Source organism: Microvirga sp. 17 mud 1-3 (assembly GCF_003151255.1).
GTDB lineage: Bacteria > Pseudomonadota > Alphaproteobacteria > Rhizobiales > Beijerinckiaceae > Microvirga.
Map to the genome: position 1 here is coordinate 2,179,131 of NZ_CP029481.1, position 24,354 is coordinate 2,203,484.

Here is a 24,354-nt window from a genome sequence, read left to right on the forward strand (position 1 = left end):
GAGACCATCGTGACCGAGCCTGTTCCAAGCCCATTCGCCGATCTCGCCGCCGGCGCCTTTGGTCGCCGTAACCAAGCAAAGCCGTCCCGCCAAACCGCCCCCACAACCAGTGGCGGCGGGACAACTCCACGAGCTCCAACCGTGCGCTCTACCTTCCAGCCACCCTTGCTGTCTTTCACGGCACCAAAGCTCGTCTGGGATGAAGAGGAGCGTGACCACTCATACCGCGAGCTTTCGGTTGATGAGCGTCTGGATCGTGCCGACAAGATCTTCGTCTTCGATGATCAGGCCTACAACGCCGTCATGACCCTAGACAGCTTTCGCAAGGACTGCCGGACGAGCGGCAATCTGGTGGTGATGGCGGGCCCGAGCGGGACCGGAAAGAAGAAGCTGACTGAGCGCTATGCCGCTCGGTTCGAGGTCAAGCGAACACCTCGCTATGACACGCTGACGGTCGCCCGCGCGGATCTCTTCGGCCAAACCGATGGACGGAACCTTCTGTTCGCCATTCTCAAAAGTCTCGAGCACCCGGCGTTCGTGAAGTCGTCCAATCCGTACGAGGCATTGCGCCTGATCGGCGAATGGGTGAAGGCCCGTCAGACCGAAATGATCGTGGTTCTTGCCGCCGAACAGCTGTGCCCGAACGGCCGCATGCCCGATGAAGTGGTCAATCTCATCGGCAGGATCCTCCAGCGCCGTCTAATCGGGACCTTGGTTCTGGTTGGAGACCCCGTCTTGCTCACGGCAGTCGACGCCACCCGGAAGCTCGATACTCACATCCGAGCCCGCTTGCCTCTGACGGATCTCGCCTTTGAGGACGAAGCTGAGGCCAAGGTTCTTCGGGAGCGCGGGCTCCCGCTCCAACGCGACGCAGCCGTGGAGTTTCTGACTGCCGTGGCCTGGGACTTGCCGTTCGATCCTAACGGTCTCAACTCCGAGATGATGGCGGAGCGATTCCATGTCGCCGACGGCGGCAACCGCGGGATCAGGATGAATCTGATCTACGGTGCGGCTCAAGTGGCCCTGAAAGCTAATCCGAAGACGATGGTCTTTGGCTCGGAGCACTTGGCCGTCGCCTTCGCCCGACTCTGGCCGGACCGGGTCAACCCCTTCTTGACCGTGTTGCCGCCCCGCAAGGGCGTGCCGGTCGAGATCCTCGAGGGCTTGTTGAAGAAGGCCCAAGATCTGGCGGCACTGAACCGATGACTACGCCCCGTACATCGTGGCACGACTTGCCGGTCTCGCCGTGGCGGGCGCCCTTGCAGCCTGGCGAGACGCTGCCCAGCGTGGCCGTTCGGTTCGGGTCCATCTTCGGCGATGGTCGGGCCTTCGTTCCCCAACTGCTCGACATGCCCGGAGACCATCTGGCCGCCATCGCGGTGCGGGAGGAGGCCGCCCGTGCCTTCGCCCGTGTGAACGGGATCCCCGACGGGGCGTTGCAGACCGTCTTGATGCGCCCTGTCCCCGGCGAGCCCCTGGGGCGGGTGCATTATCATGGCCTGATTCTCGACCGGGATCAGGTTGAGACGGCCGCCATGCGGATTGCACCCAACCGGCTGGCGCAGGATCTCGCCGCGGGCCATGAGCCCTGGCAGCGGTATCTGTGGTCGATCCGATGCCTCCCCGCTGATTCGGAGACGGGTGAGGTCCTGCACGACCGCTGCCCGGAGTGCGGATGTCCCTTCTGGTGGCGCGACATCCATGAGATCACGCGCTGCCCCAATCTGTCCTGCGGCCTGCGGCTGGCGAGCATTCCCGCTCGCCGGCTCAGAGGGGCCAACCTGCTGAGCTTGCAGTCCCTGGCTAATCTGTTCCGGCCTCAGCGGGATGCCGGGGTCTGGAAGCGACTGCCAGAAGCCGTTTCGGAGTGGCCGGTCGCTGACGTCCTTGATCTGATCGACTGGTTAGCCCGTCTGGAAGGCCGTGTGCGAGGCTGGTCCGACGCTGGCCTTGGCCTGCGGGAGCGCTCAAAAGGCCTTGCCCTGCTGGAAGAGTGGCCGGTCTCAATCGAGCATCATCTTGAGCGATACTGGCGCGTTCGCGGCTCGAAGGGCCGCTTGGGCCGTGTTCTCGTGGCGGGCGAACTGGAGACGATCCTGCAAAACCTTCGCTCGGAGCGAGCCCGTGAATTCGTCGGGCCCGTTCTGCGTCGGGTGCGCCGGTGAACCCAGCGCCCCCCTTCCCCATTGCCCGGGGCCACATCCGCCCTGGGGACAGCTTGAACCTTGCTGAGAAAGATCGACCGGCAGCAAGGGTGGCACAGGCCCAACCACCTTTGCGCAGTCTAGCGGCCAACCTTCAGCGGCCTCACGATTTCGTACACGACCGGAAACCCTTGGTAGCGGTCGGGTCGCCGCCCGGCCGGCAGGAGGACGGGTGTGGTCATCCGAACGACCAGGATATCGCTCTCTGGCGTCCGCCGCCGGGCGACCGTCGCGGTCCCCGGCGGCAAGCCGAGATCGTTGAGCAACGCCTTGCGGGTTTGAAGGCTCGCCTTTCGGGCAGAGGGGACGGGATGCTGCGAAGGAGACATGAAATGAATGTGGCGCCACCATGCCCGTCGTACAGGGGATGCCGGGTCGCTTCTGGCCAAGGGTGAGGATAGTCTGAGCTATGGGCGCTGGCACCCACAGGCGGGTCTCGCTGATTGAAGAGGCTGTCGTTCGCCAGATCGGTGCAGCCAAAGCCTGTGAGGCTGTTTGGCCATCGCTCGTGAGTGACTCCGCGGAGAAGCGGACCTTCGAAGGTGCTGCCTGGCGGCCCGAACCCTCCACGGCCTCCGGAGAACGGCCTTTGATATCCCGTTGGCGGTGACGGGTCAGATCCTGCTGCGTGTCACCACCATGCGGGGTTCAGTTGCCTGCCAGAAGGCAACCGACGTGAAGATTCTATAAATATCGTTAGCAAATTGCCCTATTAGACTCAAAATCCAATTGTGACTTATAAGTCAAATACGCGATCGCTAGCCCGAACTGGTAGAAATATTAAGTTATTCGCATTGGTCAATAAGAAATAAACCTTGCTTAGAACTCGGAACTTGCAATGCGAAAAGACGTTTTACCTTCGGTAGCGGGTTGTTGCAAGCGAGAGTGCCAGCAGAGACGTTTTGCGCATCATCTTGGGTCTCACGGTGGCGAACACAGCCGCTCCACTCCCAGTGATCCTATCGAGAGGGCTTACGGGCGCCTCTCGGGATACACGGGCGATGACCTGCAGCCGCCCCACCTGGATGTGGTCAGACGGTCTTGTTTTTGAAGGAGGATTGTTATGCCTGCTAATCACGACAACACGGAGCGGATTGATCAAACCGCGAATGCCTTTCGGAACACGGAAGACAAGGTCGCTCGTATGCGCCGCAGAGCCAATCCTGCGCGAGATACATTTCAGTCCGACGCGACCGGAAGGAAGGGTCAAAGCGCCACTGATCGGCTAGCCCAGGGGTTTGTCCTGCGCGGCCTCATGGCGGAAGAATTGGCTTACCGGACGACCCAGACTACGGCGGCCGTTTCGCAAGCCGCCATGGTATTAGCAAAGGGAGCACATGAGGTCTCGCAGCAGTGGTTCAGCCTGGCCCAGAAACGGCTGACGAACAACCTTGAGGCCTTAACTCGCTTGGTCGGCTGCCGCTCTTGGCAGGATTTCACTGAGGTTCAGAATGATATTGCCTGGGAGCGTCTCAGTTTGGCCGTTGAGAGCAGTCGCCTCATAGCGCAGGGCTCGGTTCGAGTAGCCGATGACGCTGCGGCGATCATTCAAAACCAAATCGAATCAAACGATAGAGAGTCGGAGCGGAAGGCGCAGCCTGTTCGTCAGGCGGCATAGTATGCCATTGCTTTCTTGACGCCGCACACCCCCCGAGCCCGTTGAACGGACTGGATGGGGGCTATGCCGCTATGCTCGGGCAGGAATGACCGATCCGGCAAGAATCCTGATCCTTTCGGCCCACTTTCCAGTCTGTTTCAAGTTTTCGTTCTGACGAAGGAACACGCACACATGACTATTTTAAATCAGCGCAGGGACGCTTTTGAGGGAAAGTTCGCACACGATGAAGAGATGCTCTTCAAGGCCATCGCTCGCCGAAACAAGCTGCTAGGGCTCTGGGCTGCTCGGAGGCTCGGCAAAGCAGGGGCAGAAGCGGATGCCTACGCTGACACGGTCGTGTTTGCAGATCTCGAGGAGGCGGGAGATGGCGATGTGCTCCGCAAAATTGCCGGCGACTTCAATGCTGCGGGCATCCCGGTTGACGATGCGCAGATACGTCGTCAACTCGAAGAGTTGATGCCGCGTGCCATCAACGAGATCAAAACGGGTGGCTAAGCGACGTCGAACGGATCCGATAGGGTGGACGCTCCCCAACGGCCTCAGTGTGCCACAGTGCAGGTGTTGGGCACCACGTGAGCGCGGCGTCCATGGGAGGAATTAGCACCGTTGACCGACCGCTCCGATCTCGAACAGACGACCTATGAGTGCTACCGTAGAATCGACCTCAGCGTCGAGAAGGTGGTCCCCGGCACCTATGCCGAGAGAGCTTGACAGTGGCTATCTGATGCGATGCCCAACCGGAGAGATGCTGTGCTGCCCATGACACCCCCTGATCGGGGCGGGAGGGATCGGGTTGGGCATTTAACCCTCTCGCTCGGGGATCGCAGGATTCCCTGTTTCTCATTGCTACGCTTGATCGAGCGGACCAGCAATCCACCTATGGGAGGGCAAAAGCCCAGGCGACAGGCCCAAACCACCACAGCGAGGAGAGGAGATCGCGATGAAAGCTGGCGACGTGATGACGACGGGAGCGGCAACGGTCAAGCCGAGCGCCTCGCTCGCCGAGGCGGCCCGCCTCATGATCGAGCACCGCATCAGCGGCCTTCCCGTCGTGGATGAGGACGGAAAGCTGGTTGGCATCGTGTCGGAAGGCGATTTCCTACGGCGCAAGGGAGGCGACCGCATGCGCTGGATCGAGGCCTTCCTCGACAGCGGATCCGGTGCTGGTGATCTGAGCAGCCGCCGCGTCGAGGACATCATGTCGAAGGATCCCGTCTCGGCCGGCGTCGAAACACCTCTGACCGAGATCGTCGATGCGATGGAGCGGCACAACGTGAAGCGGATTCCGATCGTCGACAACGGCCGTGTCGTGGGGATCGTCAGCCGCGCGAACCTGCTGCTGGCCCTCCTGCGCAGGGCGGACCATCCGCAAGGGACTGCCACGTAGGGCGCGGAGACCTTCTCGGCAGGTGGGCATCGCCATCGCGACCTCCAGCAAGAACGGAGCGGCTCTCAGGCGCCCGCACTCGTTTGACCGCGTCTGATCTCTTCGTAGAGGCGCTCCACATCGGCCCGCCGGCACAGTTCCGTGCCCGCCGTCAAAACCGCGGCGGTTCCGGCTGCCATGCCCAAGGTGAAGGCCTCTTCCACCGGCCTGCCTTGGGCAAGACCGAGCGTCATCGCGCCGAGGAAGCTGTCGCCGGCGCCGACGGCGCTCTTCGGCGTGACCTTCACCCCCTCAATCCGCAGGAGCGTGTCGCCGGTTGCCAGCACGGCCCCATCGCGCCCCAGGGTCAGAGCGATGATCTCCGCAGTGCCGGCGGCGATGAGATCCCGCACGGCGGAGTCCTGGTCCTGTGGCGTGGGGAGCGTGCGGCCGACCAGATCCTCCAGTTCGCCGAGGCTCGGCTTGATTAGGAAGAGCCCCTTGCCGGCCGCCTGCCGGAGCGCGTCGCCCGACGTGTCGAGCACGAACCTCATGCCCCGGCGGGCTGCAAGAGCCGCGACCTGCCCGTAGAAATCGTTGGGAACACCGCGCGGAAGGCTTCCGCTCGCCAGCAGATAGTCGCCGTCAATGTCTTCGAGCGCCGCTAGGCAGGCCTGCCACTCCTCCCGTGTCACACTCGGCCCTCCGGGAACGAAGCGGAATTCCAACCCTGACGAGGTCTCGTGGACGGTGTGGCTGATGCGGGTGTGGCCGGCGATGGGAATCCGCCGGCTCTCGATCCCGGCGGCCTGAACCAACGCATCGAGGATCGGGCCTGTCGTCCCGCCCGAAAGGTAGATCGCGAGCGCCGATCCTCCCAATTCCTCGATCACTCGTGCCGCATTGATGCCGCCGCCGCCGGGATCGTAGCGTTCGGCCCAGGTCCTGATCTTGCGAATGGGCCGAACCTGCTCGGCCTCCTCCGCTCCGTCGATGGCAGGATTGAGGGTCAAGGTCACAATCCGTTTCATCGTTCCTCCTTGGCACTTGACGAGACCTCCGCAGGCAAAGGGATGACCACCTCAAGTCCGGAGGAGTTGTTCAGGGGCTCATATCTATCCCCGCCTGAACCCAGAAGGGTCCCATGCCCACGATCGGGGTCGGCTTATCGCATCGGCAGCCTGGCCAAGGACTCGATCATTCGCAAGCTCACCTTGGAACACCCTGAGTTCGCCGAGACCCGGATTAAGGACCGGCCGCTCAGCCCCCCTGGATCATGCTCCTGATCCGCGCCGCCAGCGCGTCGACCGCGAACGGTTTGGTGACGAGGTCCATCCCCGGTTTCAGGAAGCCGTTCGCCAACGCCGCGTTCTCGGCATATCCGGTGATGAACAGGACCTTCACGTCGGGCCGGGCTTGCTGTGCCCCCTCGGCAAGATCGCGCCCGTTGATCCCGGGCAGTCCCAGGTCCGTGACCAGCAGGTCGATGCGCCCCTGGTGAGATCGCAGGATTTTGAGGGCAGCCCGTCCGTCCACGGCGGCGAGGGTTCGGTAGCCGAGGTCCTGAAGCACCTCGGTGATCAGATCCCGGATCAGCGGCTCGTCCTCGACGATCAGCACGGTTTCCCCCGCCCCGGTCCTCACGGCCTGCTGGGCGGCGATCGTGGCCGATACTTCCTCAACGGCGGCGCCATGGTGCCGCGGCAGGTAGAGCCTGATCGTTGTGCCCTTGCTGACCTCGGACTCGATCCTGAGATGCCCTTCGCTCTGCTTGGCAAAGCCGTACACCATCGCAAGTCCCAGCCCCGTCCCCTGCCCTTCAGGCTTGGTGGTGAAGAACGGCTCGAAGACATGGGCGATTACCTCCGGCGGCATGCCGGTGCCGGTGTCGGCGACGGAGACTGCCACGTACTGCCCTGGGGTGATCCCGAGGGAGGCCGCAGAGGCGCCGTCGATCTCCGCGTTCGCGGTCTCGATGGTCAGCTGGCCGCCATCCGGCATGGCGTCCCGGGCGTTGATGGCGAGGTTGAGGAGAGCGGTTTCGAGCTGGTTGGGATCGCACCGGGTCGTCCACAGCCCATCCGCCCGGACGATCTCCAGGGCATGGAGCGGACCGAGTGTCCGGCGCAGCAGTTCCTCCATCGACGCAACGCGATCGTTGGCGTCAACCGGCTTCGGAGCGAGCGGCTGGCGGCGCGAGAAGGCGAGCAGGCGGTGGGTCAGCGCGGCGGCGCGCTGGGCGGAGTCCATCGCCGCATTCGCATAACGCCCGACCGTCTCCATCCGACCCTGGCTGATGCGGGTCTGCATCAGGTCGAGCGCGCCGATGATGCCGGTGAGCAGGTTGTTGAAGTCATGGGCGATGCCGCCGGTGAGCTGGCCCACCGCCTCCATCTTCTGCGCCTGGCGCAGGGCGTCCTCGGTCTGACGCAAGGCCTGGGCCTGGGCAGCCTCGGCCCGCTTGCGGTCGCTGATGTCCCGGTAGAAGGCGGCGACGCCGCCCGGGATCGGATAGAATCGCAGCGCTAGCCAGAGGTCCAGTCCCTTTGCCTGGTTCACATAGCGATGCTCGAGCTCGACCGGCACGCGCTCGCTCATTGCACGCCGGTAGGCAGCCTCGATCGGGGTACCGACTGTGGCAGGGAAGACCTCCCAGTAGGTGCGCCCGAGGATCTCTCGAGCAGGACGGCCATCGAGCCGCAACCCTTCGGCATTGATCTCGGTGATACGGAAGTCCTGGTCGAGGATGACGAAGCCCTCGCTCATGGCCGCCAGCATGCTCGTGTAGCGGGCGTTGCTTGCCGCGAGGGCAGCCTGGGCCTGATGAGTCTCGGTAACGTCATGGCCCTCGACGAAGATGCCGGTTACCCGGCCGGCCTCGTCGGTCACCGGTTCGTAGATGAAGTTAAGGAACCGGATCTCCGGCATCGCACCGGCCGATCGGTGCAGACGGACGGGAACATCGTGGGCCACGACCCGCTCGCCGCTGGCATAGACCTGGTCGAGCCATTCGAGAAAGGCCTGGCCAGTGGCCTCTGGAAACACTTCCAGGGCAGTTTTGCCGACGAGCTTGCGATTGCCGGACAGGCGCATATAAGCCTGGTTGGCGAACTCGAACACGTGCTCGGGTCCGCTCAGGATGGCGATGAAGCCGGGGGCCTGCTCGAACAGGCGCCGCTGCCGCTCGGTCTCGGCCGCCAGCCGCCGCTCGGCTATGACCTGGCTGGTGATCTCGGTGCAGAGGCAGAAGAACCCGGCGACGGCTCCGGTTTCCTCGCGCACGGGCGTGTAGGAGAACGAAAAGTGCGCTTCCTCCGGATAGCCCCGCCGCTCCAGGGTGAGGGCGAGGTCCTCGATGTGAACCGGCTCGCCCGCATAGGCCCGCTCGATGAGCGGCAGGAGGTGGTCTCGGATCTCAGACCATGCCTCCAGGACTGGCCTCCCCAGGGCAGCGGGGTGCTTGCGTGCGAGAATTTCAGCAAAACCATCGTTATAGAGCAGGGTGTGCCCAGGCCCCCAGACGATGTACATGGGTTGCCTGGAGCCCAGCATGACCCCGACGAGCGCCTTGAGTTCCTTCGGCCAGCCGGCGGGGCTTCCGAGGGGCGTTGCCGGCCAGTCGTGCGCCCGCATGAGGGCGCCCATCGATCCGCCTTCCGAGAGGAGGCCCTGTACTTCGCCTGAATCCCGGCAGTGATGCATTTTTGCCCTTTCGTTGTTTGTTGTCTGGAACCTCGGCCCGCCTTCCGGCTCTGCCACAGAACATCTGACGACAGCTTCATTCGGCTGCCTTCGCCCGCCCCGTCTGGGTCCGGTCGGCTTCGCAATATTGGCCGACGCCAATCTGGTCGACTTCCAGGGGCTCGCTTTATGTCATCAAGATGATGCTCGATCCCTTGTCACATAAACGTTACCTGCCCCACGCCGGGAGCCTCCAAGCGAGCTCGTAACCTGGCCCAAACTCGCTGAGTCATTCTGGCGGTGTCCAGCGTCTGCCGGGCAAGGATCCGAATCTTTGTCGGTGTTGAGCACCAGCCCACCATCCCGCGGATGGCCTGATGACCGTGACGCGTCGATCCGTCAAACTGCCCCACCGCGGACGGCAAAGAAGACGCATGGGAGCAGGTCATGGCAAACATTGGCACGACGCACGAGGCCGATCCCACGGCCCTTGCGGATGACCTGCAGCTGCAACACGTGGCCGACATCGTCGAGACCTTAAATGGAACGCCGCTGCCGGTCGCATGCCGCATCCTGGCTCGCCTGCCTCTCGAGCAGGCGGCGGAGATCCTCGATGAGCCACAGCTGCGTGCCTCGGATGAGCTCGTCAAATCGCTGCCAGCTCCGAAGGCTGTGGCGCTGCTCCAGGCCCTATCGGCTGACCGCGCCGCCGCGATCCTGCGTGTCCTGGAGGCGCCGGCACGCCTGCATTGGCTGGGGCAGCTCGACCCGGCAGCCAAGGCTTTGCTCGAGCAACTCCTCGCCTATCCTCCGGATACAGCGGGAAGTCTGATGACCAGCGCGTTCGTGAGCGTCCCCGCAACCTTCACGGTTGAAGAAACGCTCCAGCACATCCGCGCGGTGGAGCCGACCCGCGAGACGGTCTACGCCACCTATATTCTGGATCCTGACACCGAGAAGCTCCTGCGGGTCGCGAGCCTGCGCGAACTGATCGCCGGCGAGCCGCAGGCCTCGATCCTCTCCGTCGCCCCCGCTCGCAGCCCGATCGTGGCCGACCCGATGATGGACCGCGAGGATGTGGCCCGCCTTATTGCCAAGTACAACCTGATCGCGATCCCTGTCGTGGATGAGGCCGGCCACGTGCTCGGCATCGTGACCGTCGACGACGTCATCGACGCCATGATCGCAGAGGGCACTGAGGACGTGCAGAAGCTCGGTGGCATGCAGGCCATGCCCCAGCCGTACCTGGATATCGGGTTTGCCGAGATGATCCGGAAACGCGGGGGCTGGCTCGTCGCCCTCTTTCTCGGTGAGATGCTGACCGCCAGCGCCATGCAGTACTATGAGGCCGACCTCGCCAGGGCTGTCGTCCTGACGTTGTTCATTCCTCTGATCATGAGCTCCGGAGGCAATTCCGGGTCACAGGCCACCTCGCTGATCATTCGCGCCCTGGCGGTCCAGGCGTTGCGGCTGCCCGACTGGTGGCGCGTCGCCCTGCGCGAGTTGCCGACGGGCCTCATTCTCGGGGCACTGCTCGGCCTCATTGGCATGGGCCGGATCGCCTTGTGGCAGGTTGCGGGCTTCTACGACTACGGCGAGCATTGGCCGCTCGTGGCGCTCACCGTTGGCGCAGCCCTGATCGGAATCGTGACGTTCGGCTCCCTTGTCGGCTCGCTGCTCCCCTTCCTGATGCAGGCCATCAGGCTCGATCCCGCGACCTCCTCCGCTCCGTTTGTCGCGACCCTCGTCGACGTGATGGGCATCGTGATTTACTTCAGCATCGCGATTTTTATCCTGCGTGGCACGCTCCTCTAACGTAACTCCAACAAGATACCTCGTCTGATACAGATGTGGCCTCAGCCCTACTCGAGTTAGGCAGCAAGCAGACCGCCGTCATCCGATCTGGTCGATGACAATCTTCCGAATTTCCGCAGGGGTCAGCGGGTTTGGTTGGGGTGCCCACGCCGGCACCGCGACCATCTTCGACTTCGTCGGCTCGAACGCCTTTGATCTCTTCGTTGAGAGGATTTTTCTTTCAGCCTTCATTTTAGTCTCCATTCCAGCTTTCAGCGTGCTTCGGCGTCTGTTGCAGATTTCAGGCGCTGAGGCCGGCCATGCGCTCGGGCTGGAAGTGCACCCGCCGCACGGTCAGCCCACGCCATCCGCCCATTGGACCCTGCCACTTGATCGACTGCCCCTCCCGCAGGCCGATGAGCGCCGCACCGATGTAGGTCAGGATCGAAATCCGGTCCGCATCCAGATCCTCCTCATCCGGATACACCAGAGTCATGCGGCGGATCTGACCGGTCACGTCGTCCTGGTATTCGACTTCCGAATGCATGGTGACGACGTCCGGACGGATCGCCTCGGGAGGCACGATTTCGGCGCGCCTGAGTTCGTCCGTCAGCATCCCGGCGGCCTTGTGGCGTTGGCTTTGACCACCCGCGTTCGCGATCCACGACAGCCGGTCATAATCGATCGCAGAGATGGCGATGAGAGGTCGGTTCACCTGCTCCATTGTCTCCTCCAAGATATCACTGCGTCCAGCCGCGCGAAGGCGGCGATCATGTTGGTTCTTCGTGTCAGGACCGTCGGCAGATGATGACCGAGACTGGGTCGCTGGCCGGGAACGTCTCCATCAGGGCATCGTCAAGCCGGCGCTCCAGGTCGTCCCGCGAGTTGTCGTGCTCGTTGCCTGATTGATCCGACGTCGTTCGGGTAGGCTCCTCCTCATCCGGCAGAAGCCTGAACTGAACATCCTCCACTACGACCTCGTGCACGGGCCCGTTCGGGCCCGTCCGGAACGGCATGCGGTCGCCCACGCGCAGACCGAGGAGGGCGGTCCCCAAGGGCGTCGTCACGGACAGTTCCGCACCCGGCCAGAGCAGGTCCTCTGGATAGACTAGAACGTGTGCCATCGGCGTTCCCCGGCCGTTGATACGGTACGTGACCTTCGCGTTGGTCGAGACCACGTCGTCAGGCAAAGCGTCGGGATGGCAGAGCGAAGCCCGCCGCAACTCCGACATCAGGAAGTCGTGGTGCGGTCCGCGGTGGCGGCGCTTCAGGGCGGTCGCCGAGATGAGGCGGTTGTAGTCGTCCGTCGCGATGGTGATCTGCGGCAATGGCATGTGGGTGTGCATAAGTTCCTCCTATGCAATGCCGATCAGGGCCTGAGAGCGGACCGAATGGGCGCAAACGGCGGCGCTCGCCCGTGATCAGGCGTGTTGAATGTGAAGATCTGTAACGTCTGTCATGACCCGAACGACGGCGGCGCAAGGCGCTCGGCCGAGTTCGGGATTAGCGGCCTGCGAAGAGGCAGCCTCCGTAGAGGAGAAAAATATGACGCGACGTAATCATGACAGTTTCAATATAAATATTAAAATTTATTAGTCAATAATTTTTAGGCAACATTATCAATATTGTTAGAGATTTATGCCATGTCTCGGGCGCTGAACATAAAAATTCCCCTGAGTTCATGCTATCCAATTAACTTGCGACTATTCATCAACTGTATTTTTGATCGATGTTCACTTGGTGGATCCACTCTTCGATCTCGGTGGATGCGCCTGACCTTTCTAGCGCGCCCTCGATTTCTTGACGATCATTCAACCCGCTTTCGACGAACAGACCCTATGGTCAGGTCGTCTGCCAGGGCGCGACTGTGGCGGTTCCGTTTGGCGATACCGGATCGGCCATGTCTTGCTCTCCCCTTCTCGTCCCTGCCCCGCTCATCACCTGGTGGGCGGGACGGTGAGGATATCGACGTCGAGCGATCGCAACACTTCTTCGGCCACGCTCCCCAAGAGCATTTTGGCGATACCGGATCGGCCATGGGTCCCCATCACAAGGAGGTCGGGGCTCAACCGCTTCACGGTGCTGGAAATCACCTCGAACGGAGCGCCTTCCTCGATGTGCTTGGACTGCCCAACATCGCTGAGGCCATTCGCGTCCAGGAACGTGATCAGCTCCTGGGTCGCTCGGAGCCGTTCGCCCGCAACGTACTCATCGATGTTATCCTTGCTGACCCCGGCATAGGACAGTTTCCCCTTTGCCAGCGGGAAAAACGCATGGACCAGCGTGAGCCTGAGGGTCCGGAGTAATCCCAGGGTCATGCTGGTTTTGATGGCGTTTGCGGACGGCTCCGACAGGTCGACAGCCGCTAAGGCTGTCCGGTAGGGCCTCTCCACCTCGTCGTTGACCATCAGAACCGGGTGAGGTCCGGTTCGGATCACGCGCTCGATCGTCGTACCAATGAAGACATCCCGCAAAAGCTGCTTGCGGTGCGCCCCCATGACGATCAGGTCTGCCTGAACCGTCGTCGCCGTTCGCAGGATCCCGTCGAATGGATCGCCGGCAACCGCCATCGGACGGCATCGGAGACTCTGAAGCTCGGCCATTGCACCGATCTGCTCGGCGAGGATGCGTTCGGCCTCGCGTGTCTCGATCGCGACCAGATTCGGCGGCTGATCATCGTCGACGACATGGACGAGGGAGAGCTCGGCGCCGCAAGCCTTTGCCAGCAAGCCGGCTCGCCGCAATGCCCGGTATGATCGGGTCGAGAAATCGGTCGCTGCGAGAATTTGCATCCGCTCATCTCCTGGTCTGGATGGGGCCTGTGGCCGGAAGAGCCGACCTCTCAAGGGAAATAGAGCCTACGGCGCCAGAGGCCAAAACAATGGAATCAGGATGCAGGCCGCAATCCACATGATCGCGCTCAGGGGAACGCCGACCCGGAGGAAGTCCGTGAACTTGTAGCCGCCCGCACCATAGACAAACGTGTTGGTCTGATACCCGATCGGCGTCGCGAAGCTGGCGCTCGCTGCAAAGACCACTGCGATGACGAACGGCCGTGGGTCGACCCCAAGTTGCTCCGCCAGGGCGATGGCGATGGGCGTGACCAGGAGAGCCGTCGCGTTGTTGCTCATGAACTCGGTCAGAATCGAGGTGAACAGGTAAAGAAGAGCGAGAATGGCGACGGGGCTCAATCCGGAGGCCACGGTCGCGACTTCCCGAACCAGCACGTCCGCGGCTCCCGTCTTCTCGAATGCGATGCCGAGCCCGAGCATGCCGAAGATGAGGAAGAGGATGCGCCACTGGATGGCCTCGTACGCCTCATCGGGCCTCAGGCAGCCAAGCGCCACCACCGCGGTCGCACCGATAAGCGCCAGCATCTCGATCGGCAAGACGTCGAACGCGCCGAGAACCGCGACGGCAGCCACTGCACTGATGGCGATCGGAGCCTTGTCCGGGCGCAGCGGACGGTCGCTCGGCTCCGTCAGGTTGACCAGCTCTCCGCGGTCGAAGAGACGCCGCAGGCCGTCTGTCGTTCCCTCCAACAGCAGGATGTCTCCGGAGGCGAGCGTCAACTCGTCGAAGTTGCCGTGGAGCTCAGCGCCCCGACGGTGGACAGCGAGAATGTAGACGCCATACAGCCGGAGGTTCAGGTCAGCAATCGGATGGCTGATCATCCGGGAGTGGGGACCGACAACCCCCTCCATCAGCACCCCAGGTTCCTCGCGGACCGGCTCGACGAGGTGCCGATCACGGGCGCCGAAATCGAGTCGCCCGGTTTCGTGCAATCCCAACAGCCCACCGGCGTGGGTTTCAAGGACGATCCGGGAGCCGGGCTCGAGGACGATGTCGTCGATGGCGTATCGGAAAGATTGTTCACCCTTGATGACCTCAAGAACCCGGACAGCCTCGCCGCTCCGTAGGCCGGCTTGCGCCAGGGTGCGGCCAACGAGCGGAGAGTCTGACGGGATGAGGACCTCCGACAGGAACAAGCGCTCCGGCTGCTCCACAACCGGCGACCGCCGATCCGGCAGCAGCCAGCGCCCGAACACAGCCAGGTAGGTGATGCCAAGCACGGCCATGACGACACCCGGCGCTGTGATCTCGAACATCGAAATCGGTGGGAGCCCATGGCTGACGGCCACGCCGCTCACCAGAAGGTTCGTCGAGCTGCCGAGCAGGGTCGTCGTGCCGCCAAAGATACTGGCGTACGAGAGGGGGATCAGAAGCCTGGACGGGGCAACCTGAAGCGTTCGGGCCATGAGAATGGCCACGGGCGTCAGGATCACCACGACCGGCGTATTGTTGATGAACGCGGAGACCGTCAGGACGACGACGCCCATCCCGATGAGCGCGAGGCGCGGCGACCGACCGGCCGCCTTGATGGCAATTCCGCCCAGCCTGTCGACGACACCAGTCCTTTCCAAGGCGGCGCTGAGGATGAACATACAGGCCACCGTGATCGGGCCGCTGTTGCTGAACACGCTCAATGCCTCATCGCTGGTCAGGATGCCGGTCGCGATCAGGGCGCTGAACGCCAGCATCGCGATGACATCCGGGGCGAGGCGCTCGCGAACAAAGCCGACAAGAACCAGCGCCATCAGCATCAGGACGATGGGGATCTGAAATGACTCCCAGGGCATCTCCGCTCATCGGTCAAGGTCGCGGCGACTCGGGCGTCAAAGCATTGCTTTGATCCAGAGCCTGAGCGGCTGGAATCTCATTAGCCTCCCGTGCTCCCGGTGTAGGAGGCCGGATCGCTTGCCGGGAAGGACTGGATCGAGCCCTCGTCCACCGTCCCGTCAGGGTCGCCTATCGGAAGTGGATGGGGCTTCGGGGCGGGCGCAGCAACGTGTTCCGAGCGCTCTCCAAGGAGCTGGCGCAGAACGTATTGCAGGATGCCCCCGTGGCGAACGTAGAGCACCTCTTGCGGCGTTTCGATGCGGGCGCTCACCTCGAATTCGGTCGCACTGCCATCCTCCCGCCGTGCCCGCACGGTAAGCCGGCGCGACTGTGCAAAACCGCTCGCCACCCCGGCGGTGATCCCAGTGATGTCGCACACCTCGCGTCCGGTCAGGCCAAGGCTTTGAACCGAGGCGCCGTCCACGAATTGCAGCGGTAAGATACCCATGCCGACGAGGTTCGACCGGTGAATCCGCTCGAAGCTTTCGGCGATCACCGCGCGCACGCCCTGCAGGTATGGGCCCTTGGCGGCCCAGTCCCTGCTGGAGCCGGATCCATAATCCTTTCCAGCGAGGACAAGCAGCGGCACACCGTCCTGCATATAACGCTGGCTTGCCTCATAGATGGTGGTGACGTCGCCAGTCGGCAGATGGCTGGTGTATCCGCCTTCGGTACCGGACGCGAGCTGGTTGCGGATGCGCACATTAGCGAAGGTGCCCCGCACCATCACCTCGTGATTGCCGCGCCGCGCCCCATACGAGTTGAAGTCCCTGGGCGCGACGCCCTGCGCCACGAGATACACTCCAGCGGGGGATTTTTCCTGGATCGTTCCGGCCGGCGAGATGTGGTCGGTGGTGATGCTGTCGCCAAACACCGCAATGACGCGCGCTCCCTCGATCTCCGGGACTGCCGCCGGGGTCTCGCGCGTCATTGTCGAGAAGAAGGGCGGACTGCGCACGTAGGTGGAGTGTGGGTCCCACTGATAGATGTGCCCGGAGGGCGCCTCGAGCGCCCGCCATTCCTCGTCACCGGTGAAGATCTCGCGGTAGTTCTCGAGGTAGAGCTCCGAACCCGTCGCCTCGCGAATGGTCCGCTGGATCTCGTCCTGGCTCGGCCAGAGATCGCGCAGAAAGACGGGGGTTCCGTGCGGATCGTGCGCGAGCGGCTCGCTTTCAAGATCGATCGTGATGCGTCCGGCGAGCGCGAAGGCCACGACGAGCGGCGGGGACATCAGGTAATTCGCGCGGACCTCCGAGTGAATGCGTCCCTCGAAGTTGCGGTTTCCCGACAGCGCCGCCGCGACCACGAGTCCCCTGCGGTGGATCTCCTGGGAGATCTCCGCCGGAAGCGGCCCGGAATTGCCAATGCAGGTGGTGCAGCCGTAGCCGACGAGGTTGAAGCCCAGCCGTTCGAGATAGGGCGTGAGGCCGGCCCGCTCGTAATAGGCCGTGACCACGCGCGATCCGGGTGCGAGGGTGGTCTTCACCCAGGGCCGACGATCAAGCCCGCGTTCCACCGCGCGCTTGGCGAGCAGCCCGGCCGCCAGCATAACGGAGGGGTTCGACGTGTTGGTACAGCTGGTGATCGCCGCGATCACGACGGAGCCGTGGCCCAAGGCTTCGGCCCCGCCTGTGGGCGGCCCGGAAGAGGGATCGTCGCTGGCCGATTCACCCCAGACGTTGAGGCGCTCGTCTGACGAGGTGCGGGCATCCGCCCCCTTCTGCGACCGGCGTGGCTCGGGCGGGAGAAGCAATGGCAGAGAGGCCGCGAAGGCCTCCTTGACCCGGGGCAGCGGAATGCGATCCTGCGGCCGGCCAGGACCGGCGATGCTCGGTTCGACCTCGCCCAGGTCAAGCTCGAGCGTGTCGCTGAACACCGGCTCCGACGCGCGACTGTGGTGGAACAGGCCCTGCTCCTTCATGTAGGCCTCGACAAGGGCGATCCGCGCCTCCGGGCGGCCGGTCAGGCGCAGATAGTCGAGGGTGAGGTGATCGACCGGGAAGATCGCACAGGTCGATCCGTATTCAGGTGACATGTTGCCGATCGTGGCGCGGTCCACGACGGGCACGTTCTCGATGCCCGGGCCGTAGAACTCCACGAACTTGCCGACAACGCCCTTCTTGCGCAGCATCTGCGTCACGGTGAGGACAAGATCGGTGGCGGTCACGCCCTCGCGCAAATGACCGGTGAGCTTGAACCCCACCACCTCCGGGATGAGCATGGAGACCGGCTGGCCGAGCATCGCGGCCTCGGCCTCGATGCCGCCGACCCCCCAGCCGAGCACACCGAGCCCGTTCACCATCGGCGTATGCGAGTCCGTTCCCACCAGCGTGTCCGGATAGGCCAGCGGGAGCGTACGGCTGTTTCCACGGTCGTTTGAGCCCTCTTCCGCCCCGAAGACCACACGGGCGAGGTATTCGATGTTGACCTGGTGGCAGATGCCACTGTTGGGCGGCGCGACGCGGAACTTCTCGAAGGCTTGCTGGCCCCATTTGAGGAAGGCATAGCGCTCGCCGTTGCGGCGGTAGTCGAGCCGCTGGTTGATCCGCATGGCCTCCGGAACCCCGAAGGCGTCGGCCTGGATCGAATGGTCGATCACCAGTTCCACCGGCTGCAGCGGATTGATTTTGGACGGATCGCCACCGAGCCGGACCATGGCGTCGCGCATCGCCGCGAGATCGACGATTGCAGGAACCCCAGTGAAATCCTGCAGCAAAACGCGGGCGGGCTGAAACGCGATCTCGGTGCGGTCGGTCGAACCCGGTTTCCACCCCGCAAGCGCCTCGATGTCGTCCCGGGTCACCGAGGAGCCGTTCTCGTTCCTGAGCAGGTTCTCGAGCAGGATCCGAAGGGAGTAAGGCAGGCGCTGGATATCGATCCCATGCTGTTGTAACGCATCGAGGCGGTGGATCGCATAGGTGAGATCTCCCACCTTCAGTTCTGACGTGGCTCCGAAGCTGTCCATGTGGCCCTCCGATCCATCCGGCCGCCTGCCATCTTCGCCGCAGCCGATCGCAAGCGTTTTGAGATTTGGATCAGTTTTTCGTCACTCTCCAGATCGTATTCGACATGTCGTCAGCGACGATCAGGGCGCCGCGGGGATCCACCGTCACCCCGACCGGCCGTCCCCGCGTGTTGCCGTCGTTGACCAGGAACCCGGACACGAAGTCGATCGGTTCTCCGGCGGGTTTCCCGTCGCGGAACGGCACGAAGATGACCCGGTAGCCGACCGGCACGCTGCGGTTCCAGCTGCCGTGCTCGCCCACAAACACCCCGTCGGCGAAGTCCGCGCCCATGGCCGGGTTCGAGAAGGACACGCCGAGCGCCGCCACGTGCGACCCCAGACTGTAGTCCGGGCGGATCGCGGCGGCGACCATCTCCGGATCCTGCGGCTGGGCCCGCGGGTCGACGTTCTGACCCCAATAGCTGTAGGGCCACCCGTAGAAGGCGCCCTCCCGCACGGAGGTGAGATAGTCCGGCACGAGATTGGGGCCGATCTCGTCCCGTTCGTTCACCACCGCCCAGAGCTGGCCCGTTCCCGGCTGGATGGCGAGGGCCGTGGGGTTGCGAAGTCCGGTGGCGTAGGGTCTGTGCATTCCCGTCTGGACGTCGATCTGCCAGACCATCGCCCGGTCCTCCTCGGCATCCATCCCGCGCTCGGTGATGTTGCTGTTGGAGCCGATGCCGACATAGAGGAAGCGCCCGTCGGCGCTGGCGGCCATCGACTTCGTCCAGTGGTGGTTGATCACCGCAGGCAGGTCCGTGACCTTCGTCGGCGGCCCGCTCGCCTGGGTCTGGCCGTCACGGTAGTCGAAGCGCACCAGCGCATCCTGGTTGGCGACGTAGATGGCGCCGTTGACCAACGCGAGGCCATAGGGTGCGTTGAGCTTGTCGGCGAAGACGCCCTGCATCTCGTAGGTGCCGTCGCCGTCGCCGTCACGCAGCAGCGTCAGCCGGTCGCCGCCCTTGACCGAACTCTTGCCGAGGCTCTTGATGTAGCCCGCGATCAGGTCCTTGGGACGTAAGGTCGGCGCGTAGCCGCCCGATCCCTCCGCGACCAGAATGTCGCCGTTCGGGAGGACCAGGGTCTGGCGCGGGATCCTGAGGTCGGTGGCGATGGGTTGGATCCTGTAGCCCTGCGGCACCTTCGGGAGGTCGGTTCCCCAATTGGCCGGCCTCGGGATCTTCATGGAGGGCAACAAGCCACGCTGCGGTTCGGGCAGGTCCGGGTTGGAGCCGTATTGCACCGGCCTGGGTTCGTCGTTGCAGGCGGATAGGGCAATGCCAAGGGCACCGATCAGGAGGAAGGGGCGGATCATGTCACTTCTCCGGTGCGGAATCCGGAATAGCCGATCCAGGCGGCCACGAGGGCCAGCAGCGTCGCGATCACCGAAAGATAGAGGCTCTCTGGCATGGTCGCCCAGGCGTCTTTCGCGTGGACGAGGGCGTTGACGAAGCCGAGGACCCACATGGCTAGCAGCACAAGGAAATAAACCGCCAATCGCCCCTTGCTGGCCGTTCCGCGGCGAAAGAGATTGACCAGGGCCCAGAGCGCGGCGAAGCCACCGCCAACGAGTCCGCCGGCGATGAGCCAGGACGAGAAATTCGCCCACTGCACATGGAAGGTCGACCGGTAAGCGAGATCGCTGAGCAGTGCGCCCAGGAACAAGGGAAGCGGAAAGGCGAGCAGGATGGCGTGAAGGGGGTGAAGCGGCCTCAGAGCCCCCGGGCTGGATAGGGCAACCACAGTGTCTCCTCTCGTTTCTGAACCCGATCGCGTGACCGGCATTCGGCGAAGGGGTCGATGGATCAATGCATCGGCAGTCGGTAAGTTTCGGAAGCAATCCACGGCCTCGTGGCTGTGCCCATACAGCTAGTCTCTTCTCTAGTGCCGGGTATCAACGACCCTCGGCAGGGTCTCGAACTGGTGGTACGGAGGCGGAGAGGACAGGGTCCATTCCAGGGTCGTCGCACCCTCACCCCACGGATTGTCGGCGGCCTTCTCCTTGCGGACGAAGGCGTAGACCACGCCGAAGATGAAGACGAACAGACCGGCGAAGAAGATGTAGGAACCGATCGAGGAGACCAGGTTCCAGCCCGCGAAGGCGTCCGGATAATCCGCGTAGCGGCGCGGCATGCCGGACAGGCCGAGGAAGTGCTGCGGGAAGAACAGCAGGTTGGCGCCGATGAAGGCGATCCAGAAATGCAGCCTGCCGACCCAGTCGGGCATCACGTAGCCGGTGATCTTCGGGAACCAGTAGTAGATGCCCGCGAAGATGATGAAGACGGCGCCGAGCGACAGCACGTAGTGAAAGTGGGCCACCACGTAGTAGGTGTCGTGCATGTAGCGGTCGACAGGAGCGTTCGCCAGCACGACGCCGGTGACCCCGCCGACGGTGAAGACGAAAATGAAGCCGATGGACCAGCACATCGCCGCCGTGAAGCGGATGGAGCCACCCCACATCGTGGCGATCCATGAGAAGATCTTCACGCCGGTGGGCACCGCGATCACCATGCTTGAGAACACGAAGTAGGCCTGCGTCTGGAGCGACAGGCCGACCGTGAACATGTGGTGCGCCCACACGACGAAGCCGACCACGCCGATCGCCACCATGGCGTAGGCCATGCCGAGATAGCCGAAGATCGGCTTCTTGGAGAAGGTGGAGATGATGTGGGACACGATGCCGAAGGCCGGCAGGATCATGATGTACACTTCGGGATGGCCGAAGAACCAGAACAGGTGCTGGTACAGAATCGGGTCGCCGCCGCCCGACGGGTCGAAGAAGGTCGTGCCGAAGTTGCGGTCGGTCAGCAGCATCGTGATCGCCCCCGCGAGAACCGGGAGCGATATGAGCAGCAGGAACGCGGTGACGAGCATGGCCCAGGCAAATAGCGGCATCTTGTGCAGCGTCATGCCCGGAGCGCGCATGTTGAGGATCGTGGTGATGAAGTTAATCGCACCCAGGATCGAAGATGCGCCCGAAAGATGAATAGCGAAGATCGCAAAATCAAAGGCTGGGCCGGGGTGGCCGACCACGGAGAGCGGTGGGTACGCCGTCCAGCCGCCGCCGAAGCCGGTCGAGCCCGGCGCGCCCTCGGTAAACAGCGAGCAGAGCATCAAGGCAAACGCCGCCACGAGCAGCCAGAACGAGATGTTGTTCATCCGCGGGAACGCCATGTCCGGCGCGCCGATCATCAGCGGCACGAACCAGTTGCCGAAGCCGCCGATGAGGGTGGGCATGACAACAAAGAAGATCATGATGAGGCCGTGGCCAGTCACGAAGACATTGTAGGCCTGCGGATTGGAGAAGTACTGGAGGCCGGGCTCCTGGAGTTCCAGGCGCATGCCGATCGAGAGCAGACCGCCGATGATGCCGGCCGTGAAGCCGAACATCAGGTAGAGACTGCCGATGTCCTTATGGTTCGTGGAGTAGAACCACCGGCGCCAAAACGAGGGAATCCCATGGGTCTCGGCGTGAACTGCGAGCGGCTGAACTCTATCGGGCATGAAGAGGCACTCTCGAACCATGACCACGTTTGAGCATCACTATCAGTCTGGCAAATAAATTCTTTTGCTGAATAAATGCAAAAATATTGTTAGCTGCCGGATCAGCTCGGGATTGCTGTCCCGGCTGCAAGCAGATCTGTGAAGATGCAGAAATTCCGCGCGGAACATTCAAAAGAATTCGTTTGCCACATAGCCTCGTTGGGACGAGCTTTGCTGATGTTGTCGAAGGGACCAAGTCGCATCTTAGGCCCACCGGCTGGTCCACCCTCGCGCTTGAGGGGGGTCGCGACAACGGGAGGTTGGCCATGCGAACCTACAACTTGTTCCGCCGCGCGGATCGGGATGAACTCATCTGCGCTGTTCCGGAAGATCGACCGGTGCCATCGTTCATCACCGGCCCGCCATGGGAGTTCGTCGGACGGGTCAACGAGAGTGCCATCGGCCCCTTGAGCTTCAACCACGAAGCGGCGGAAGCAAGTGTTCAGTGGAACGGCTTCTATCTCTTCCAACTCATCAACGTGGCAGACCTTCACCTGAAGGCCCGCCGAGGCAGTGCGACAGCGTCTGTCGAAGGCGTGCCCGCCAGCGACAAGGATCCTCGCCGGAAGGCGCCGGCGCACCCGTCCGAGATCCGACTTATTCCCGTTCAGGTGAAACTGGAGCTTGAGGTCGGAACGCCTCATGGCCGGGCATCGTCCCTGTCCGTCCCGATCGACGACGCCGGCTTCCGTTTCGTGAGGAAATGACCATGACCGCCACACTATACCCGCAGCCGTCTCCTGAGGCAGCCCGCAAACGCCGGGACCTCGCGCCCGACACGCAGGCTGCATTCCAGGCCTTCGGACGCCAGGTGTTCGCGGATGGTGCTCTGGACGCCAAGACAAAGCAGTTGATTGCCGTCGCCGTCGCACACGTCACTCAATGTCCCTACTGCATCGTGGGGCACACCAAAGCGGCCCAGCGTGCGGGCGCGACCGCGCAGGAGCTCATGGAGGCGGTCTGGGTCGCGGCGGAGATGCGGGCCGGAGCGGCCTACGCCCATGCCGCCATCATGATCGCCTCTCTGTCCGAGGATCGGTAGGGAATGCGCGATGAGACGGCCATGGTGCGCCCTGCCGCTGATCTCTGGCCTGGAGCATTCCAATGAGCGTAAGGGTTCCGGAAAACAACGTGCAACTGAAGCGGGCTTATGAGCCGCCGTCGCCCGACGACGGTGCCCGCATTCTCGTCGACCGGCTCTGGCCGCGTGCGATCTCCAAAGAGGCCCTTGCTCTCGACGATTGGATGAAAGACATCGCGCCCAGCACCGAGTTGCGCCGCTGGTTTGGCCATGACCCCGACCGATGGCACGAGTTCTGCCGCCGCTATGCTGCCGAGATACATGACCATCAAGATCTGGTGGAGGAGTTGCGGGCCCGCGCCCGCAAGGGCCGGATCACCCTGGTGTTCTCCGCCCATGACGAGGTGCACAACGATGCCGTTGTCCTCAGGAACGTCATTCTGCACGACGGGACAAACCGAAAAGCAGCCAAGGAGCAAAAAAAGTGATTTGAAGCGGCAAAGCTATTCGTTTGCCACATACCCTGACCAAGCGTACCTTTTGCCTGTGGACCGATGGCGCCGATGACCGGCATACCTTCACAAGCCTCTCGTCAGCGCAGACCAAGAGGAGGCAGGCATGCTCACCGCCGCAGATGTGATGACGAGAGCGGTCGTTACGGTCAGGCCCGAGACGTCAATCCATGAGATCGCCAAGTTGCTCTGCGACCATCACATCAGCGGGGTTCCGGTGGTCGACGACGAGGAGCAACTGCTCGGCATTGTCAGCGAAGGCGACCTGATCGGGCATGCCCAATTGGTCGGTGAACAGCGCCGCTCCTGGTGGCAGACTTTTCTGAACGGTCCCACCGTGCTGGCTCAGCACTACGCCAAATCACATGGTCGGAGGGCCAGCGACATCATGACGATAGACGTGGTCACGGTCCTGGAGACCACGTCGGTCGCCGACACAGCCCGCGCTCTGGAGCAACACCGGATCAAGCGCGTTCCGGTGCTGCGGGACGGGAGGCTCGTCGGCATCGTGACCAGAAGCAACCTGCTTCAGGTCCTGGCGACCACCGACCTGTCGAAGCCGATGAACGTTGCCGACCGCATCATCCGGGAGCGGCTGAACGAGGAACTCGAAGGACAGCCCTGGGCCTATCTCCTGTCGAAGAACATCGTGGTTGAGGATGGCGTCGTTCACCTGTTCGGCATTGTCCAGTCGGACGAGGAACGGCACGCCATTCGCCTCGCTGCGGAGAACCAGGCCGGCGTGAGGGCTGTGGAGGATCACCTCTCGATAGTACCGCCCGCCTCCTACGTCTTCTGAGTGCGCGAAGGCTTGTCCTCCCTGCTGCTCGACACAGTCGGGTTCGTCCCAAGGACTTCAGTGCGGCGGGAACCTTTTGATCGGCCCACCATCCAATGCTTTGCGTAACCCGCGTTTTCAGCTGTCCCCATG

Annotated in this window: 21 protein-coding genes; 10 read left to right on the forward strand and 11 right to left on the reverse strand. The window is 63.1% G+C overall.

Features of this window, described 5'->3' with window-relative positions; translation table 11 throughout:
* Window positions 1–9 precede the first annotated feature (9 nt).
* The 5 genes from C4E04_RS10315 to C4E04_RS10340 all read left to right on the forward strand — a co-directional run bounded on the left by C4E04_RS10315 (window position 10) and on the right by C4E04_RS10340 (window position 5,209).
* Window positions 10–1,206: an ATP-binding protein gene (locus C4E04_RS10315; protein ID WP_162559349.1), complete on the forward strand. Its 1,197-nt coding sequence runs from the start codon at window positions 10–12 to the stop codon at window positions 1,204–1,206.
* The gene (locus C4E04_RS10320) at window positions 1,203–2,165 is read left to right on the forward strand and encodes a hypothetical protein (protein ID WP_162559350.1); all 963 of its coding nucleotides are present in this window, start codon (window positions 1,203–1,205) and stop codon (window positions 2,163–2,165) included. The genes C4E04_RS10315 and C4E04_RS10320 overlap by 4 nt, the downstream gene beginning before the upstream one ends.
* Before the next feature lie 1,102 nt (window positions 2,166–3,267).
* Complete coding sequence (locus tag C4E04_RS10330) at window positions 3,268–3,822, forward strand: phasin family protein (protein ID WP_109597359.1); 555 nt, start codon at window positions 3,268–3,270, stop codon at window positions 3,820–3,822.
* A 171-nt stretch (window positions 3,823–3,993) separates the two neighbouring features.
* Entirely contained in the window at window positions 3,994–4,317 is a 324-nt protein-coding gene (locus C4E04_RS10335) for a DUF1476 domain-containing protein (RefSeq protein WP_109597361.1), read from the forward strand.
* Between the two features lie 445 nt (window positions 4,318–4,762).
* Complete coding sequence (locus tag C4E04_RS10340) at window positions 4,763–5,209, forward strand: CBS domain-containing protein (protein WP_109597363.1); 447 nt, start codon at window positions 4,763–4,765, stop codon at window positions 5,207–5,209.
* A 65-nt stretch (window positions 5,210–5,274) separates the two neighbouring features.
* On the opposite strand, the gene C4E04_RS10345 is transcribed toward C4E04_RS10340, so the two are convergent.
* On the reverse strand, window positions 5,275–6,219 hold the full coding sequence (locus C4E04_RS10345) for a 1-phosphofructokinase family hexose kinase (protein ID WP_109597365.1): 945 nt from the start codon (window positions 6,217–6,219) through the stop codon (window positions 5,275–5,277).
* 229 nt (window positions 6,220–6,448) lie between these two features.
* A complete protein-coding gene (locus C4E04_RS10350; RefSeq protein ID WP_109600993.1) occupies window positions 6,449–8,833 on the reverse strand; it encodes a PAS domain-containing protein in 2,385 nt (794 codons plus the stop codon).
* A gap of 483 nt (window positions 8,834–9,316) precedes the next feature.
* Between C4E04_RS10350 and mgtE the strand changes: the two genes are divergently transcribed.
* Window positions 9,317–10,684, forward strand: a complete 1,368-nt coding sequence (gene mgtE / locus C4E04_RS10355) for a magnesium transporter (protein ID WP_109597367.1) — start codon at window positions 9,317–9,319, stop codon at window positions 10,682–10,684.
* A 78-nt stretch (window positions 10,685–10,762) separates the two neighbouring features.
* On the opposite strand, the gene C4E04_RS20875 is transcribed toward mgtE, so the two are convergent.
* From C4E04_RS20875 to ctaD, 9 genes are all read right to left on the reverse strand, one after another.
* Window positions 10,763–10,915, reverse strand: a complete 153-nt coding sequence (locus C4E04_RS20875; protein ID WP_162559351.1) for a hypothetical protein — start codon at window positions 10,913–10,915, stop codon at window positions 10,763–10,765.
* Between the two features lie 49 nt (window positions 10,916–10,964).
* Complete coding sequence (rnk, locus tag C4E04_RS10360) at window positions 10,965–11,387, reverse strand: nucleoside diphosphate kinase regulator (RefSeq protein ID WP_109597368.1); 423 nt, start codon at window positions 11,385–11,387, stop codon at window positions 10,965–10,967.
* Window positions 11,388–11,451: 64 nt separating this feature from the next.
* Window positions 11,452–12,009, reverse strand: a complete 558-nt coding sequence (locus tag C4E04_RS10365) for a GreA/GreB family elongation factor (RefSeq protein WP_109597369.1) — start codon at window positions 12,007–12,009, stop codon at window positions 11,452–11,454.
* Between the two features lie 591 nt (window positions 12,010–12,600).
* Complete coding sequence (locus C4E04_RS10370) at window positions 12,601–13,455, reverse strand: universal stress protein (protein WP_109597371.1); 855 nt, start codon at window positions 13,453–13,455, stop codon at window positions 12,601–12,603.
* Window positions 13,456–13,521: 66 nt separating this feature from the next.
* Window positions 13,522–15,303 (reverse strand): SLC13 family permease, encoded by a 1,782-nt coding sequence (locus tag C4E04_RS10375; RefSeq protein WP_109597372.1) that lies wholly within the window; start codon window positions 15,301–15,303, stop codon window positions 13,522–13,524.
* 80 nt (window positions 15,304–15,383) lie between these two features.
* On the reverse strand, window positions 15,384–18,308 hold the full coding sequence (acnA, locus tag C4E04_RS10380) for an aconitate hydratase AcnA (protein ID WP_109597373.1): 2,925 nt from the start codon (window positions 18,306–18,308) through the stop codon (window positions 15,384–15,386).
* A gap of 70 nt (window positions 18,309–18,378) precedes the next feature.
* Complete coding sequence (locus C4E04_RS10385; protein ID WP_109597375.1) at window positions 18,379–19,662, reverse strand: sorbosone dehydrogenase family protein; 1,284 nt, start codon at window positions 19,660–19,662, stop codon at window positions 18,379–18,381.
* Window positions 19,659–20,090, reverse strand: coding sequence for a DUF2231 domain-containing protein (locus tag C4E04_RS10390; protein WP_109597377.1), 432 nt, complete (start codon window positions 20,088–20,090; stop codon window positions 19,659–19,661). The genes C4E04_RS10385 and C4E04_RS10390 overlap by 4 nt, the downstream gene beginning before the upstream one ends.
* Window positions 20,091–20,228: 138 nt before the next feature.
* Window positions 20,229–21,851 carry a cytochrome c oxidase subunit I gene (ctaD, locus tag C4E04_RS10395; protein ID WP_109597379.1) on the reverse strand — a complete coding sequence of 541 codons (1,623 nt, stop codon included), beginning with the start codon at window positions 21,849–21,851 and terminating at the stop codon, window positions 20,229–20,231.
* Between the two features lie 305 nt (window positions 21,852–22,156).
* Here ctaD and C4E04_RS21395 point away from each other — a divergent pair, with 305 nt between their 5' ends.
* From C4E04_RS21395 to C4E04_RS10415, 4 genes are all read left to right on the forward strand, one after another.
* Window positions 22,157–22,597 carry a hypothetical protein gene (locus C4E04_RS21395; RefSeq protein ID WP_245416285.1) on the forward strand — a complete coding sequence of 147 codons (441 nt, stop codon included), beginning with the start codon at window positions 22,157–22,159 and terminating at the stop codon, window positions 22,595–22,597.
* A 2-nt stretch (window positions 22,598–22,599) separates the two neighbouring features.
* On the forward strand, window positions 22,600–22,932 hold the full coding sequence (locus C4E04_RS10405) for a carboxymuconolactone decarboxylase family protein (RefSeq protein WP_109597381.1): 333 nt from the start codon (window positions 22,600–22,602) through the stop codon (window positions 22,930–22,932).
* Between the two features lie 62 nt (window positions 22,933–22,994).
* Window positions 22,995–23,399, forward strand: coding sequence for a DUF488 domain-containing protein (locus C4E04_RS10410; RefSeq protein WP_109597383.1), 405 nt, complete (start codon window positions 22,995–22,997; stop codon window positions 23,397–23,399).
* Between the two features lie 130 nt (window positions 23,400–23,529).
* The gene (locus C4E04_RS10415; RefSeq protein WP_109597385.1) at window positions 23,530–24,222 is read left to right on the forward strand and encodes a CBS domain-containing protein; all 693 of its coding nucleotides are present in this window, start codon (window positions 23,530–23,532) and stop codon (window positions 24,220–24,222) included.
* Window positions 24,223–24,354 lie beyond the last annotated feature (132 nt).

Coding starts and splice junctions, on each gene's coding strand:
- C4E04_RS10320 (WP_162559350.1), top strand. CDS start 1,203: ATGACTACGCCCCGTACATCGTGGCACGACTTGCCGGTCTCGCCGTGG.
- C4E04_RS10330 (WP_109597359.1), top strand. CDS start 3,268: ATGCCTGCTAATCACGACAACACGGAGCGGATTGATCAAACCGCGAAT.
- C4E04_RS10335 (WP_109597361.1), top strand. CDS start 3,994: ATGACTATTTTAAATCAGCGCAGGGACGCTTTTGAGGGAAAGTTCGCA.
- C4E04_RS10340 (WP_109597363.1), top strand. CDS start 4,763: ATGAAAGCTGGCGACGTGATGACGACGGGAGCGGCAACGGTCAAGCCG.
- C4E04_RS10345 (WP_109597365.1), bottom strand. CDS start 6,219: ATGAAACGGATTGTGACCTTGACCCTCAATCCTGCCATCGACGGAGCG.
- C4E04_RS10350 (WP_109600993.1), bottom strand. CDS start 8,833: ATGGGCGCCCTCATGCGGGCGCACGACTGGCCGGCAACGCCCCTCGGA.
- mgtE (WP_109597367.1), top strand. CDS start 9,317: ATGGCAAACATTGGCACGACGCACGAGGCCGATCCCACGGCCCTTGCG.
- C4E04_RS20875 (WP_162559351.1), bottom strand. CDS start 10,915: ATGAAGGCTGAAAGAAAAATCCTCTCAACGAAGAGATCAAAGGCGTTC.
- rnk (WP_109597368.1), bottom strand. CDS start 11,387: ATGGAGCAGGTGAACCGACCTCTCATCGCCATCTCTGCGATCGATTAT.
- C4E04_RS10365 (WP_109597369.1), bottom strand. CDS start 12,009: ATGCACACCCACATGCCATTGCCGCAGATCACCATCGCGACGGACGAC.
- C4E04_RS10370 (WP_109597371.1), bottom strand. CDS start 13,455: ATGCAAATTCTCGCAGCGACCGATTTCTCGACCCGATCATACCGGGCA.
- C4E04_RS10375 (WP_109597372.1), bottom strand. CDS start 15,303: ATGCCCTGGGAGTCATTTCAGATCCCCATCGTCCTGATGCTGATGGCG.
- acnA (WP_109597373.1), bottom strand. CDS start 18,308: ATGGACAGCTTCGGAGCCACGTCAGAACTGAAGGTGGGAGATCTCACC.
- C4E04_RS10385 (WP_109597375.1), bottom strand. CDS start 19,662: ATGATCCGCCCCTTCCTCCTGATCGGTGCCCTTGGCATTGCCCTATCC.
- ctaD (WP_109597379.1), bottom strand. CDS start 21,851: ATGCCCGATAGAGTTCAGCCGCTCGCAGTTCACGCCGAGACCCATGGG.
- C4E04_RS21395 (WP_245416285.1), top strand. CDS start 22,157: ATGCGAACCTACAACTTGTTCCGCCGCGCGGATCGGGATGAACTCATC.
- C4E04_RS10405 (WP_109597381.1), top strand. CDS start 22,600: ATGACCGCCACACTATACCCGCAGCCGTCTCCTGAGGCAGCCCGCAAA.
- C4E04_RS10410 (WP_109597383.1), top strand. CDS start 22,995: ATGAGCGTAAGGGTTCCGGAAAACAACGTGCAACTGAAGCGGGCTTAT.
- C4E04_RS10415 (WP_109597385.1), top strand. CDS start 23,530: ATGCTCACCGCCGCAGATGTGATGACGAGAGCGGTCGTTACGGTCAGG.